The sequence below is a fragment of the Oerskovia sp. Root22 genome (assembly GCF_001429135.1).
In the GTDB taxonomy this organism is placed as follows: domain Bacteria; phylum Actinomycetota; class Actinomycetes; order Actinomycetales; family Cellulomonadaceae; genus Oerskovia; species Oerskovia enterophila.
In genome coordinates this window covers 177,059-191,252 of record NZ_LMIL01000008.1, presented here as the reverse complement: position 1 = coordinate 191,252, position 14,194 = coordinate 177,059, and the positions used below count along the sequence as shown (strand labels likewise).

At 72.4% G+C, this 14,194-nt stretch carries 13 protein-coding genes; 6 read left to right on the top strand and 7 right to left on the bottom strand.

Annotated elements, in window-relative coordinates:
- Positions 1-121: 121 nt before the first annotated feature.
- On the top strand, positions 122-1,309 hold the full coding sequence (locus ASE15_RS09620) for an aminotransferase class I/II-fold pyridoxal phosphate-dependent enzyme (RefSeq protein WP_056763049.1): 1,188 nt from the start codon (positions 122-124) through the stop codon (positions 1,307-1,309).
- A 106-nt stretch (positions 1,310-1,415) separates the two neighbouring features.
- Positions 1,416-2,630, top strand: coding sequence for a glycosyltransferase (locus ASE15_RS09615; RefSeq protein WP_056763047.1), 1,215 nt, complete (start codon positions 1,416-1,418; stop codon positions 2,628-2,630).
- A gap of 13 nt (positions 2,631-2,643) precedes the next feature.
- Here ASE15_RS09615 and ASE15_RS09610 read toward each other — a convergent pair whose 3' ends face one another.
- Positions 2,644-3,138 carry a nuclear transport factor 2 family protein gene (locus tag ASE15_RS09610; RefSeq protein ID WP_056763045.1) on the bottom strand — a complete coding sequence of 165 codons (495 nt, stop codon included), beginning with the start codon at positions 3,136-3,138 and terminating at the stop codon, positions 2,644-2,646.
- A 113-nt stretch (positions 3,139-3,251) separates the two neighbouring features.
- Here ASE15_RS09610 and ASE15_RS09605 point away from each other — a divergent pair, with 113 nt between their 5' ends.
- Both ASE15_RS09605 and ASE15_RS09600 read left to right on the top strand, forming a co-directional pair.
- Positions 3,252-3,698 (top strand): MarR family winged helix-turn-helix transcriptional regulator, encoded by a 447-nt coding sequence (locus ASE15_RS09605; RefSeq protein WP_056763043.1) that lies wholly within the window; start codon positions 3,252-3,254, stop codon positions 3,696-3,698.
- Positions 3,699-3,828: 130 nt separating this feature from the next.
- Positions 3,829-4,242: an SRPBCC domain-containing protein gene (locus ASE15_RS09600; protein ID WP_056649485.1), complete on the top strand. Its 414-nt coding sequence runs from the start codon at positions 3,829-3,831 to the stop codon at positions 4,240-4,242.
- Positions 4,243-4,391: 149 nt separating this feature from the next.
- Here ASE15_RS09600 and ASE15_RS09595 read toward each other — a convergent pair whose 3' ends face one another.
- Together ASE15_RS09595 and ASE15_RS09590 are read right to left on the bottom strand one after the other, a co-directional pair.
- Entirely contained in the window at positions 4,392-6,959 is a 2,568-nt protein-coding gene (locus tag ASE15_RS09595; RefSeq protein WP_056649482.1) for an ATP-dependent Clp protease ATP-binding subunit, read from the bottom strand.
- Positions 6,960-7,204: 245 nt separating this feature from the next.
- Positions 7,205-8,080: a YwiC-like family protein gene (locus ASE15_RS09590; RefSeq protein ID WP_082618344.1), complete on the bottom strand. Its 876-nt coding sequence runs from the start codon at positions 8,078-8,080 to the stop codon at positions 7,205-7,207.
- 184 nt (positions 8,081-8,264) lie between these two features.
- Here ASE15_RS09590 and ASE15_RS09585 point away from each other — a divergent pair, with 184 nt between their 5' ends.
- Complete coding sequence (locus ASE15_RS09585; RefSeq protein WP_056649477.1) at positions 8,265-8,888, top strand: hypothetical protein; 624 nt, start codon at positions 8,265-8,267, stop codon at positions 8,886-8,888.
- Positions 8,889-9,041: 153 nt separating this feature from the next.
- On the top strand, positions 9,042-9,941 hold the full coding sequence (locus tag ASE15_RS09580; protein WP_056763216.1) for a universal stress protein: 900 nt from the start codon (positions 9,042-9,044) through the stop codon (positions 9,939-9,941).
- Positions 9,942-9,947: 6 nt separating this feature from the next.
- Here ASE15_RS09580 and ASE15_RS09575 read toward each other — a convergent pair whose 3' ends face one another.
- The 4 genes from ASE15_RS09575 to ASE15_RS09560 all read right to left on the bottom strand — a co-directional run bounded on the left by ASE15_RS09575 (position 9,948) and on the right by ASE15_RS09560 (position 14,161).
- Positions 9,948-11,882: a sigma-70 family RNA polymerase sigma factor gene (locus ASE15_RS09575; protein ID WP_056763040.1), complete on the bottom strand. Its 1,935-nt coding sequence runs from the start codon at positions 11,880-11,882 to the stop codon at positions 9,948-9,950.
- A gap of 164 nt (positions 11,883-12,046) precedes the next feature.
- On the bottom strand, positions 12,047-12,667 hold the full coding sequence (locus ASE15_RS09570; protein ID WP_056649471.1) for a pentapeptide repeat-containing protein: 621 nt from the start codon (positions 12,665-12,667) through the stop codon (positions 12,047-12,049).
- A 152-nt stretch (positions 12,668-12,819) separates the two neighbouring features.
- The gene (locus ASE15_RS09565; protein WP_139107801.1) at positions 12,820-13,080 is read right to left on the bottom strand and encodes a hypothetical protein; all 261 of its coding nucleotides are present in this window, start codon (positions 13,078-13,080) and stop codon (positions 12,820-12,822) included.
- A 151-nt stretch (positions 13,081-13,231) separates the two neighbouring features.
- Positions 13,232-14,161, bottom strand: a complete 930-nt coding sequence (locus ASE15_RS09560) for a ribonuclease Z (protein WP_056763038.1) — start codon at positions 14,159-14,161, stop codon at positions 13,232-13,234.
- Between the last annotated feature and the right edge of the window lie 33 nt (positions 14,162-14,194).

The following is a 14,194-nucleotide window of genomic DNA, read 5'->3' as shown; positions in this document are numbered from 1 at the left end:
CCGGCCCGGTGCTAGCGTGGAATCGCCTGTCCCGCGTGGCCCCCGGCCACCCTGTCGCCAGCCGACCACCGCCCTGGCGACCCACCTTCCGGCACTGCCGTCGCCCGAGCGAGGAGCTCCCATGGCCGACGAGACGATCTCCCGACGCGCTGCGGACCTCGCTCGGTCCACCCCGTTCGACCACCTGCTCGGGTTCTTCGCGCACGTCTACCCCGAGCGGCGCGCCCGGCCCGGCGTCCTCGACCTCACGTTCGGGAACCCGCACGACCCCGCCCCGGCCGAGTATGTCGAGGCGCTGCGCGCGAGCGCCGTCCCGCGCGACGAGCACTGGTTCGGCTACAAGGTCAGCGAGCCCGCTGCCCGCGCGGCGGCGGCCGACGCGCTGCGCGGCGTCGTCGGCGTGGCGTTCGAGCCCGACGACGTCCACCTGACCACGGGTGGCTTCACGGCTCTCGCGCTCGCGCTCAAGCTCGTCGCCGACCCCGGCGACGAGGTGGTCTTCAGCATCCCGCCGTGGTTCGCGTACGAGGTGATCGTGCGCGAGGCCGGGCTGGTCCCCGTCAAGGTCCCGATCGTCCCCGAGACGTTCGACCTGGACCTCGACGCGATCGCGGGTGCGATCACCCCACGGACCAGGGTCGTCCTGGTCAACACGCCCAACAACCCGACGGGTCGCGTCTACCCGGTCGAGCAGCTGCGGCGCCTGGCGGCGCTGCTCGACGAGGCGTCGGCACGCACCGGGCGCCGCATCTTCGTGGTCTCGGACGAGCCGTACCACCGCATCGTCTACGACGGCACCACGTTCCACAGCCCCACCGAGGTGTACCCCTGGTCGCTGCTCGCGTACAGCTACGGGAAGACGTTGCTCGCGCCGGGCCAGCGCATCGGGTACCTCGCCGTCCCCCCGACCCTGCCCGGCCGTGAGGAGCTGCGGCCTGCGATCGAGGCGCTCCAGATCGCGATCGGTTACGCGTTCCCCAACGCGGTGCTGCAGCACGCGCTGCCCCTGCTCGAGCGGATCCCGTTCGACGTCGCGCTCTACGAGTGCAAGCGGGACCTCATGGTGTCCGGGCTGCGCGAGATCGGCTACGACGTGCACTCGCCCGAGGGCACGTTCTACCTCTTCCCCCGCTCGCCCGTGCCCGACGACCGCGCGTTCGAGTCCCTCCTGGCCGAGCACGACGTCCTGGTCCTGGGCGGCAAGTACTTCGAGACGCCCGGCCGCTTCCGCATCTCGCTCACGGCGAGCCTGGAGACCCTCGAGGCCAGCCTGCCGCGGTTCGCGGCAGCGTGGGCGAGCGTCCGCTGACCCCTCACCTCGTCCCCGGAGCCGCCCGGCACACGTCATGCCGATGTCACAGGATCGCCACGCGTCGGACATCGTGGTGCCCGATCCTGGCGACGGAGGTGACGCCATGTCAGCAGGAGACGGACTGCGGGTCCAGTCGATCTACGAGGGCTTCTTCAGCGGCGGGGCACGAGTGCTGCACAGCGCGGTCATCACCGGGCTGCACGGCGGGGGCCGGCAGACGCACTCCGTCCTGAGCATCCACCATGCGGTCCTGCGCGAGGGCCTGCTTCAACCCATGACCGAGGACCCGAGGTACCAGGCGCTCCGCGCAGCAGGCATCCAGGTCGCCTCGCTGGGCCGGCGCCCGGGGGCTCCCGCTGGCCCGGCCGCGCCGCGAGGATTTACCGAGGCGGAGCTGTCCACGGCGGCGGAGCTCGCCGCGCAGTCCGACGTGGTCCTCTCGCTCAAGGAGCAACCGCTGCGGCTCGTGAACCAGGACGGCTTCCCGGAGCGGCCCGTGATCGCGTGCCTGCACCGGTCCGACCCCGAGCACCAGGGACCTGCCCTCGACGACCTGCTCGCGACCGTCGAGAACGGACGGCTCGTCGGCGCGGTCTGCTGTGCCGAGTCGACCCGGGACGCCTACCGTGCCGCCGGGGTGCCCGCCTCGCTCCTCCACGTGATCTCCAACGGGGTGGACCTCGCACGGTTCCGTCCCCTGGCCCCGCGCCGTCGCGCCGCCCGGCGCGGGATGCTCGGCGTGCCGCTCGACGCGACCGTCGTGGCGTTCGCGGCGCGCTACGACGGGATGAAGGACGTGGCCCTGTTCGTGCGAGCGGCCCGGGCGTTCCTCGCGCGGGCGACGACACGGCACGTGCTGATGTGCGGCGCGGGGATGAGCCCGGCGAACCCGGCCCTGCTCGAGGACCTGCGGGCCTCGTTCGCGGATCGCCCGGACCTGCTCGCGCGGGTCCACCTCCTGGGCGTGCGCCGCGACATGGAGTCGGTCTACGCGGCGGCCGACGTCGTCGCGCTCACCTCGTCGTTCGGCGAGGCGGCCCCGCTGTGCCTCATCGAGGGCGCGATGTGCGGGGCCGTGCCCGTCACGACCGACGTGGGCGACGCCGCGTCGATCGTCGACGGGATCGGCCTGGTCACGTCCAGGGACCCCGCCGCGATCTGCGCGGCGTGGGAGGAGGCGGCCCGACGGCGGGACGAGCTGGGCCTCGCGCTCCTGCGCAGCCGACCGCGGTTCAGCCACACCCGGATGATCGCGGCCTACTCGACCGTGATCGAGCGCCTCCACCGGGGGCAGCGGGCCGCGCTCGGGGTGCGCTAGACCTGTGCTCGGCTCACCCGGCACGCAGGAGCGTGACCGGAGAGCGCGAGGCCCACACCGGTTCGACGACGACGCTCGCCAAGCGCCACCCGTCGACGGTCCGGCGAACCTCGAAGCTGTAGACCTCCCCCAGGGTGACGGGCTTGTCGGCGACGGGCTCCCGCCGGGCGAACGTCACGAGCAGGTTCGAGCGCACCGTGGCCTGGTCACCGTCGAGGTCGACCAGCACGTTGCTCACGTGATGCTGGATGCCGTCCTCCGGACGATGGTTGCGTGCGGCCTGCCTCACCACTGCCTCGACCCCCTCGGCAGTCCCACCAGGGGTGCGCGCGGTCGCGTCCTCGACGAACAGGTCGCGAAGCTGCTCGGCGTCTCCGGCGTCCAGGGCGTACCCGAGGCGGAAGACGAGGCGGATGATCTCGTCACGGTCGACCAGGGCCCGGAGCGAACGAGCGAGCTCGTCCAGCGGAGCGGCTCCGGTGGCTGCGGCAGGGCGGGGCGTGGACATGTGGACCTCCGGGGGAAGTTGGCCTCGTCGACGATTTTCGTTGGCAATACCAACGATACAGATTGTTGGCGCCACCCACAATAGGACGGACCTACGAACGATAGGATCGGGCGATGGAGACCGAGACCGCCCCCACGCGCCTTCGCACCCTGCCGAGCTGGCTCCTCGCCCAGGCCACGCTCGAAGCGTCCCGGCGGGTGGCCGAGAGGCTCGCCGAGGTCGGCGCCCACCGGTCCCACTTCGCGGTGCTCACGACTCTCGAGGAGTTCGGGCCCGCGAGCCAGGCCGCGCTCGGCCGCCGGTGCGGGATCGACCGGAGCGACATGGTCGCGCTGGTCGACCGCCTGGTCGCCGACGGCCACGTCGAACGGAACCCCGACCCCTCGGACCGTCGCCGCAACATCATCACCCTGACCGCCACGGGAGCGAAGCGTCTCGACGAGCTCGGAGCGGTGCTCGCCGCAGCCCAGGAGGACCTCCTGGCTCCGCTCGACGACCGCGACCGCCGCCGTCTCGTCGACCTCCTCGACAGGCTCGTCGTGCAGCGCGGCCAGGGCTGACCGGCGTCCGCTGACGGGCGGCGCACCGACCCCGGGCGGCCTGCCGCGATCTCGGAGCGCTGCGCGCCACCATGCCGTACCTGACCCCAGGCGCTACGGTCGAGGAAACCGCTCAAGGAGGAGAGGTCCCATGACCGGACTCGTCGCCACCGCCTCGATCCACATCGCCGCCCGCCCCGAGAGGGTGTGGGCCGAGCTCGTCCACCCGTCCGCGACCTGGATGCTGGGCGCGAACGTGGAGACGGACTACCAGCCGGGCAGCACCATCACGTTCGAGGGCCAGTACCAGGGAAAGCACTTCGAGGACCACGGCACGGTCCTCGAGGTCGACCGGCCGAAGACACTGCGCTTCACGCACTACTCCCCCGCGAGCGGCGTGCCCGACGTCCCGGAGAACCACCACGAGGTCGCGATCACGCTCGCCCCCGACCCCAAGGGCACGCGCGTGACGATCCGGCAGGACAACAACGACACCCCCGAGGCGGTCGAGCACTCCGAGGAGCTCTGGCGCACCGCGCTCGCCTCGCTCGCCGGGCACGACTAGGTCTCCTCGGTCCGGTCGCCTCCGGTCCCGGCGCCCCCGGCCCGACCGACCTCGGAGACGACGAAGGGCCCCGATCCGTGAGGATCGGGGCCCTTCGTCCGGTCGGCGTCAGACGACCGGGGATCGACAGCCGGTGGCTGCCGTAAGGATCACTCGGCTCCGGCTCGCAGCTCGCCGGTCGGCGGGAGGTCGGCCGTGGAGATGCCCGTCGGCGCGTTGAGCGCCGCGGTCGCGGCCACGCTCACCGGGCCACGCTCGTGGTCGTCCTTGGAGACACCGCGGAACGTGAACTCGCCCAGCAGGCCTTCGCCCTCGGCGTCGACCAGGACGACCTGGCCGGCCTTGAGCTCGCCGAACAGGATCTTCTCGGAGAGCACGTCCTCGATGTCGCGCTGGATCGCGCGGCGCAGCGGACGAGCACCGAGGACCGGGTCGTAGCCCTTCTCGGAGAGGAGCGTCTTGGCCGCGTCCGTGAGCTCGATGCCCATGTCCTTGTCCTGCAGACGCTTGTCCAGCTTGGCGACCATGAGGTCGACGATCTGGACGATCTCCTTCTGCGAGAGCTGCGGGAAGACCACCACGTCGTCGACGCGGTTGAGGAACTCCGGGCGGAAGTGCTGCTTCAGCTCGTCGTTGACCTTGGCCTTCATGCGGTCGTAGCTCGTCACCAGGTCGCCACCGGCGTTGAAGCCGGTCTGGAGGCCCTTGGCGATGTCCCGCGTACCGAGGTTCGTGGTCATGATGATGACGGTGTTCTTGAAGTCGACCACGCGTCCCTGCGAGTCGGTCAGGCGACCGTCCTCGAGGATCTGCAGGAGCGAGTTGAAGATGTCGGCGTGCGCCTTCTCCACCTCGTCGAACAGGACCACGGAGAACGGACGGCGACGGACCTTCTCCGTGAGCTGGCCACCCTCGTCGTAACCGACGTAGCCGGGAGGCGAGCCGAAGAGACGCGAGACCGTGTGCTTCTCCGAGAACTCGGACATGTCGAGCTGGATGAGCGCGTCCTCGTCCCCGAAGAGGAACTCGGCGAGCGCCTTGGCCAGCTCGGTCTTACCGACACCCGTGGGGCCGGCGAAGATGAACGAACCACCCGGACGCTTGGGGTCCTTGAGGCCTGCCCGCGTGCGACGGATCGCCTGGGAGAGCGCCTTGATGGCCGTCTCCTGGCCGACGACGCGCTTGTGCAGCTCGTCCTCCATCTTCAGCAGGCGTGCAGACTCCTGCTCGGTCAGCTTGAGCACCGGGATGCCGGTCGACATGGCCAGGACCTCGGCGATAAGGTCCTCGTCCACCTCGGCGACGGTGTCCAGGTCTCCGGCCTTCCAGGCCTTCTCCTTGTCGGCGCGCTGCTGCGTGAGCTGCTTCTCGGTGTCGCGCAGGCGCGCGGCCTTCTCGAAGTCCTGCTCGTCGATCGCGGACTCCTTGTCGCGACGCGCCTCGCCGATCTGCTCGTCGAGCTCCTTGAGCTCCGGCGGTGCGGTCATGCGACGGATGCGCAGACGCGCACCGGCCTCGTCCACCAGGTCGATCGCCTTGTCCGGCAGGTACCGGTCGTTGATGTAGCGGTCGGCCAGCGTCGCGGCGGCCACCAGTGCGGCGTCCGTGATGGACACGCGGTGGTGCGCCTCGTAGCGGTCGCGCAGACCCTTGAGGATCTCGATCGCGTGCGGCAGGCTCGGCTCCGAGACGAGGATCGGCTGGAAGCGACGCTCCAGAGCCGGGTCCTTCTCGATGTGCTTGCGGTACTCGTCGAGCGTGGTCGCACCGATGGTCTGGAGCTCACCACGGGCCAGCATCGGCTTGAGGATGCTCGCCGCGTCGATCGCGCCCTCGGCGGCACCCGCACCGACGAGCGTGTGGATCTCGTCGATGAAGAGGATGATGTCGCCGCGCGTGCGGATCTCCTTGAGGACCTTCTTGAGGCGCTCCTCGAAGTCACCGCGGTAGCGGGAACCGGCGACCAGGGCGCCGAGGTCCAGCGTGTAGAGCTGCTTGTCCTTGAGCGTCTCCGGCACGTCGCCTCGGACGATGTCCTGGGCGAGGCCCTCGACGACGGCCGTCTTGCCGACACCGGGCTCGCCGATGAGGACGGGGTTGTTCTTGGTGCGGCGCGACAGGACCTGCATGACGCGCTCGATCTCCGAGGTGCGTCCGATGACCGGGTCGAGCTTGCCCTCGCGTGCGGCCTGCGTGAGGTTGCGGCCGAACTGGTCGAGCACGGCCGAGCCGGACGGCTGGCCCTCGGCGGGGCCGCCCGCAGCGACGGGCTCCTTGCCCTGGTACCCGGACAGCAGCTGGATGACCTGCTGGCGCACGCGGTTGAGGTCGGCGCCCATCTTGGTGAGGACCTGGGCTGCGACACCCTCTCCCTCACGGATGAGCCCGAGCAGGATGTGCTCGGTGCCGATGTAGTTGTGGCCGAGCTGAAGGGCCTCGCGGAGCGAGAGCTCCAGGACCTTCTTGGCGCGCGGCGTGAACGGGATGTGCCCGCTGGGGGCCTGCTGGCCCTCGCCGATGATCTCGGTGACCTGCGAGCGCACACCGTCGAGGGAGATGTTCAGGGACTCCAGCGCCTTGGCTGCGACTCCCTCTCCCTCGTGGATGAGGCCGAGCAGGATGTGCTCGGTGCCGATGTAGTTGTGGTTGAGCATCCGTGCCTCTTCTTGGGCAAGGACGACGACCCGACGGGCTCGGTCGGTAAATCTCTCGAACATGTGCTGCTCCTCACGAGCGGCGTACACCCGCACCGGTGGTGCTCAGGCCTGACCGCAACGACTCTATCCGTGACCAACGGGGCCGACCCCACGGATATGCCCTTGTTCGCCAGGGGCGTGACGAGGGGGTCGCTCCGTGACCTTCGGCCGAGCGTCGACGGGGAGCCTGGACAGACCCCCGCGGGGCGTCCGGTCCGACGGCGCCACGCCCCTCGGGCCCTCGTCTCCAGGGGCGTCGGGCCAGGTCAGGCGGCGCCCGCGACCGCCAGGGTCGAGGGCAGCCAGAGCGCGACCACCAGGACGAGAACGCTCGCGGCGACCTCTCCCATCCCGAACTGCAGGGGCTTCACCCCGGTCCTCGGTACCCACACCGCCCGGGCGGTCAGGCCGGCGAACAGCAGCACCGCGGGCCACCACGCGAGCCCGGCCGCTGCGAGCGCCACGCTCACGGCGAACCCTGCGGCCACGTGGTAGACGACCGACGCGACCAGGTAGGAGCGCTCGCCGCGCTCCCGGACGAGCGTCTTGACGTAGAGGATCGTCCCCGCGAAGTAGGCCAGCACGAGCACGAAGACGGCCCACACCTGGGGCCAGCCGATCCCCGCGAGGCCCGTGACGCCGTCGGGCAGCGAGACACCCGGCCACAGGTCCGGCGCCGGACCCGTCCCGGCCACGAACGCGACCGGCAGCATGAGGCACGCCGCGAGCACCGTGGCCCCGTCGTTGAGCAGCGAGCGCTCGCGCCGCCGGTACGAGCTCCACAGGCTCACCCCGAGCAGCGGCAGGAACAGCGGGACCCAGACCAGGAGGTCGGGCCGCAGGGCCAGGACCGAGACGGCTGGGACGACCGTCGCGATCCCGTACGCCCGCACGGCCGGCAGGTACCGCGCCCTGAAGCGGGACTTGAGCCACAGGCCCGCGGCGAAGAACGCGAAGTACCCCACGAACCACAGGACCGCGAGCGGCACGTGCACCCAGGCCGGACCGCCGAGGACGACGCCGACCAGCAGCGGCACCGCGAGCATCGCCCACGCGCCGTGCTGGTCGGGGACCCAGCCCGGGCCGCGGCGTCGTCGACGTCCTGCCGGACGCCGCTCAGGTCGCGTGCTCCCCTGGGTCATGCCCAGAGACTGGCACGCGTCCGTGCAGCCCAGGGGGACGTCCCGGCGGGCGGACCAGGCGTCCCGGCCGGTGGACTCACCCGGTCCCCGACGTGCGTTCCCGGCGCGCCGCCAGCATCGTTGACCCGGGAGCACCGCGAGGGCAGGCTCGTGGCAGGGGCACCCGCCAGTCCGAGGGAGGACGATGCACAAGCCGGACGAACCAGCAGGCGCCCATGAGTCGTGGGAGCAGATCGTCGCCCGTTTCGCACGCTTCAGCGGCGTGGTGGGCGAGATCACCGACCCGCTCACGTGGGGGCTGGACCTCGAGGAGGAGACCGTCACCGGGACGGGTGACGACCGCGACCCCACCGAGGAGCGGTTCCTGCGCGCCTACGTGTCGTTCGTGGGCGAGGCGGTCGACGTCGAGACGCTCCGCGTCGGCACCGACGACCCCGAGCAGATCGACGACATCGTGCGCGCCGCGCTCAGCGGGGCGCTGGCCTCGCCCCTGCACAGCGACGTCCCCGAGGGGGCCGAGGGCCCGACGGGGGCGGACTTCGCCGACGCGTACCAGGACTACCGCTCGGCGATGCGGGCGATCGTCGAGGAGGTCGACCTCGCGGCGCTGCAGCGCACGGCCTTCGTGCTCGACGACGTCTCGCACCCGTGCGTGCGCGTAGCGGTCCGGGGGACGGTCGCGGTGTACGTCCCGGTCGGCGACCGGGCCGTGATCGTCTCCGGCCCGACCGACCTCGTGGACCGTCTGGACATCTCCACGGCCCCGATCCGCAACCTCCTGCACGGCGACGACGGGCCTCGGTTCTGACCCGTCCGCGCCCGTCGTCCGGTGCTGACGCCGAGGCGTGATCAAGCAGACACGCCCAGGCGTGACGTGGCCGTCGGGAACGACCAAGATGGGTGGTGCGGACGGTGCACAGTCGCACTGGACGGTCGTCGAGCAAGAGAGCAGGTGACGTCGATGCGTGACGTGGTCGTCGGTGTGGACGGGTCGGTCCAGTCGCAGGAGGCCCTCGACTGGGCCCTGGTCGAGGCTGGCTCACGAGGGGTGCCGCTCACCGCGGTCCTCGCGTGGGAGCCCTCGTGGCAGGACGGTCCGCGCCCGTCGGAGCCCTCCGACTTCAGCCACCTCGCGGACCTCAAGCAGGAGCAGGTCCTGACCCTCCTGGACGAGGCCAGGCACCGGACCGGGGTCGAGACGATCACGCACGCCGAGCAGGTCCAGGGGTCGCCCGCTGCCGCGCTGCTGGCTCGGGCCGAGCACGCCGAGATGCTCGTGGTCGGGCGTCGCGGGCTGGGACGCCTGGGGCGGCTGGTGCTGGGGTCGGTGTCCTCGGCCGTCGTGCAGGGGGCCGTTCAGGTCCCGGTCACGGTCGTCCGGTCGAACGAGGAGGACGAGGACCCCGAGACGGACGGCAGCGTGCCGCGCGTCGTCGTGGGCGTGGACGGTTCGCGCACCTCGGTGCACGCGCTGCGTCACGGCCTCGAGGTCGCCCGCCGCACGGGCGCCGTGCTCGACGCCGTGTTCTGCTGGCAGATCGTCACGCTCGCCCCGCTGCCGGACTCGTGGGGCTGGACTCCTCCGATCGACGACTACGAGAAGTTCGCGGGCGAGCAGCTCGACCGCGCGCTCGAGGCCGCGGGCGCGGACCTCTCCGAGGACCGGCTGCAGCGCAGCGTCGTGCACGCGCAGCCCGCCAAGGGCCTGATCGACGCGGCCCGCGGCGCCGAGCGGCTGGTCGTGGGCAACCGTGGCACAGGCGGGTTCGACCGGCTGCTGCTCGGCTCGGTCAGCCGGCAGGCCGTCGAGTACGCGTCGTGCCCGGTGACGGTCGTGCGTCGCCCCGCCGAGGAGTCCTGAGGCGGGTCAGCCCGCGATCGTGAAGGTCGAGGTCACGGTCGGCCCTGCCTCGACCACGCTGCCGCCGGTCGCCCGGACGTAGCGCAGCCCGATCGAGTGCTCGCCGGGCGCGAGCCCCGACACGACGCGGTCGAGCGGGCGGCCGTTCGCGCCGTGCAGGTTGCCCGTGGCGACTCCGTCCACGAAGACCTGCAGGGTCATCCCGGCACGTCCCTCGATCCGGACGTCGATCGACGGCGCCCAGCCCAGGACGGACCCGTCGGCGGGCGTGAGGATCGTGGGCAGCGCGAACGTGAACGGCCCCTGGACGGTGGTCGGCTCGGAGGTCAGCCCGCCGCGCTCCTGGGTCACGATGAGGCTGTCCCAGCCTCCCCCGCTGCCCGACGGCGTCGCGCGCCACGTTCCGGCCGGCGAGACCTCCGCGGTGGCCAGGACGGACGACGTCCCCGTCGGGTCGGTGCCGGTCAGGGTGACTGTCGCACCGGCCTCCCCGGTGCCCGAGAGCTCGGGCAGGAAGACCAGCTCGCCCGGCGCCGGGGCGACGAGGGTCGGCGCGACGGGCGGGACGTCGACGGGGTCGACGGGGTCGACGGGATCCACCGGGTCGACCGTGTCCGGGGGCACGGGCCCGACGGGGTCCACCGGATCGACGGGCGGCTCGGTGACGACAGGCGCCTCGGGTCCGGCGCCGGTGCCCTGAGGTCGCTGCGAGGAGCCCGTCCCCGGGGAACCTGACGAGCCGGTCCCACCCGAGGGCCCCTGGCCCGGGGCCTCGGGCCGGCCCGCCTCGGGGGGCTCGGCCGCCCCGCCGTCCGGGATGCCCGCGGGGTCGGTCGTCCCGGGGGCCAGGGGGTCGTTGGTCGCCCCGTCGGCAGATCCTGGCGAGTCGCTCTCCGCGGTGAGCTGTTCGGCGACCGCCGGCGGCGCTGCGGCCCAGGGCTGCGCGACGACCAGCACACCGGCCGCGACGCCCGCACCGACCAGGGCGAGCACGAGCCCGCCCGAGAAGCCACCCGCGGTCGCCCCGGCCCCCGAGGTCGCCGCGCCCAGCGGGCCGGACCCACCCGACGCTCCGCCCGAGCCCGCGGGCCCTGAGGAGGCGAGCTCCGCCGTCGGGCCGACGAACGTCCCCACCGGTGCCGCGCCCGCCGCGCCGCCCAGCGCGAACGAGCCTCCGCCCAGGACCGCCGGGACCCCCAGGACCAGCGGGACCAGGAGCAGACCCAGGCGGGAGGCGACCTGGTCGACCTCCTCGACGAGGATCGAGCACGACAGGCACCCCGTGAGGTGCTCCTCGAACCGGTCCTTCTGACGCGCGCTCAGGGCACCGCGGTTGTAGTCGCCCATCAGCTCGACGGCCCAGCGACACTCCTCGGGCACCGCGGCGGCGTTGACGTGCGCCTGGAGCCACGACCGACGCAGGCCCTCGCGCGCCCGGTACGCGAGCGCCGAGACGGACCCCGCGCTCAGCCCGAGCAGCGGGGCGACCTCCCGGGGATCCATGCCCTCGACCTCGGTGTACCAGAGCACCGCCTGCCACCGCTCGGGGAGCGCCTTGAACGCCGTGACGGTGACCGAGCCCTCGACCACGCCGTCGGCCATGTCGACCGGGTCGGCGACCTCCGGGACCTCCTCCACGGCGATCGGGAGCGGCGCGTGCGACCAGGAGATCGCGACGCTGCGGACCGTCTGGTAGAGGTAGGGCCGGAACGGACCTGTCGGCCCGTGCCCGCCCTGGATCGCGTTCAGGATGCGCGCGAACGACTCCTGGACCAGGTCGTCCGGGTCGAACGACGACGTGACCCGGCGGGCCGCGCCGCGACCGGCGCCCGCGTGCCGGGTCCACAGGACCCCGTAGGCGTCCCGCGAGCCCTGCCGCACGGCGTCGACGAGCTCCTCGTCGGCCAGTGCCTCGAGGTTCTGCTCGCTCGTCGTCGCCATGGGCGTCCTTCCGGGGTCCCGGCGATGACGCCGGGCGCACGATCGGGGGCGCCCCGTGCCTGCCACGAGGTGCCCGTCATGAAGAGAGACACGCCCCGGACGCGATCATGACGCGACGGTGACGTGTCTCTCAGCGGGGCCCCGGTGCTGCGGCTGGCGACCGGTCAGTGGGTCCGGACGTCCAGCCCCAGGGACTCGGCGAGGACGAGCGCCTGAGCAGGATCGACGATCGCCCCCTGCACGGTGCTCGACAGCGGGTCGAGCGAACGGAGGTCGCTGCCCCGCAGGTCTGTCCCCGTGAAGTCGGCCTTGTGCAGCCACGCACCCGACAGGTCGAGGTCTCGCAGCACCGCGCCCTGGCAGCGCGCACCCGTCAGGTCCGCTTCGCGGAACCGCGCGCCGGTCAGCGTCGCACTGCGCAGGTCGGCTGCCGGGAGACCCACGAACGACCAGTTGCCGCCCACGACCTTCAGGAGGTCGAAGCTGCACTCGGTGAACACCGAGCCGACGGCCTTGCAGCGCGTGAACGTGGTGTCGAAGAACGAGCAGCGCGAGAACGTGCAGTTCGCGAAGGCCGAGTCCGTGTGGGTCGACGCGTTGAAGCGCACGTTGCGGAACGTGCACCCGGTGAACGTGGCACCCGTGGTCGTGATCTCCGAGAAGTCGCAGTCGCCGAACGCCACGTGCTCGAACGTCTCGCCATCGAGGTCGCGGCCGTACCAGTCCTCGCGGTCGACCGACGAGTCGGTGGGCGGGGTGGGGTCTCCGTGCGCGCGATCAGCCATGCGAGCGACGGTAGCGGGAGGCACTGACGGGTCGCTGGGACCGGGTGCCGAGCACGAGGTTCCGCGCGGTCGAGCACGAGGTTGCGGTCGTGAGAACGGCCGGGGCGACCGCAACCTCGTGCTCGACGCACGACAGGCAGGGGTGCTCGGGGCTACCGGCGGGCGAACGCTCGGCGGAACGAGTAGACCGCCAGGCACGCCCCCGCGAGACCGACCATCCAGCCGCCGGTCCCGAGCGCCGGGCCCGTCGTGCAGAGGGCCTCGCCACCGGACGGGTCCTCGACGCACCGCCGCACCTGGACCGCGACAGCCAGGAAGGCCACGACCGCCGCCAGCACCGACAGCGCCAACCAGCCCCAGCCGATGCGGCGGGGCGTGCGGTCGTCGTCGGGCACTCCAGGCAGGTCGGGCACCGTCCGAGGGTAGCGGTCGCGGGCACCCGCCAGGGACACCGACGACCCGGAGAGCGGGCGCTTCCCCGGGGCCCGCCGGGGCCTGCTCCCCGCATGCCTGCACCCACCTCGGTCGACCGGCTCCGGGACCAGGTGCGCACCGCGCCACCGTTCAGTGCACGCGCGGCGGGACCTGCACCCGGTCGAGGTCCTCGGCGACCGTGAGCTCGCCGTCGAACACGGTCCTGGCCTCGGCCCAGAACTCCCCCGCGTCCTGGTAGCGCTGCGAGAAGTGCGTGAGGACGAGCGACCGGACGCCGCACTCCGCCGCGACCGTGGCCGCCTGCAGCGCGGTGAGGTGACCGAACGCGTGCGCGAGCTCGCGGTCCCGGTCGAGGAAGGTCGACTCGATCACGAGCAGGTCGACCCCGCGCGCGAGCGAGAACACCGCGTCGCACAGGCGCGTGTCCATGACGAACGCGAACGACTGCCCCGGGCGCCGGGCGCTCACGTCCTCGAGCCGGACGGTCCGCCCGTCGCCCGTGACCACCCTCCCCTCGCGCTGGAGCACCCCGATCGCGGGGCCCGCGACGCCGGCCGCGGCGAGGAGCGCGGGCACCATGCGCAGGCCGTCGGGCTCGTCGAGCCGGTAGCCGAACGCCTCGACACCGTGCTCGAGCCGCTCGGCGCGCAGCGTGAAGCCCTGTTCCGGGCGCACGGGCCAGACGACCCCGTCGTCGGCCAGCGGCTGGAGCTCCAGGCCCGCGCGGTGGTGGTACGACGTGGCGTCGATCAGGTGGTCGACCCACGCCGCGCCCGACGCCGGGAACGACACCGGGATCGTGTGCGGCACGCCGTCCAGGCTGATCCGCTGTACGACGCCGGCCAGCCCCAGGCTGTGGTCACCGTGCAGGTGCGTGATCGCGATCCGCGTCAGGTCCGTCGCCGACACGCCCGCCCGAAGCATCTGCCGCTGCGTCCCCTCGCCCGGGTCGAACAGGACGGCCTCGTCGTCCCAGAACAGGACGTAGCCGTTGTGGTTGCGCGTCCGGGTGGGCACCTGGCTGGCGGTGCCGAGGACGACGAGCTCGCGGCGGGACATGAGCGCACGCTAGCGGCCCGGGGACGCATCAGC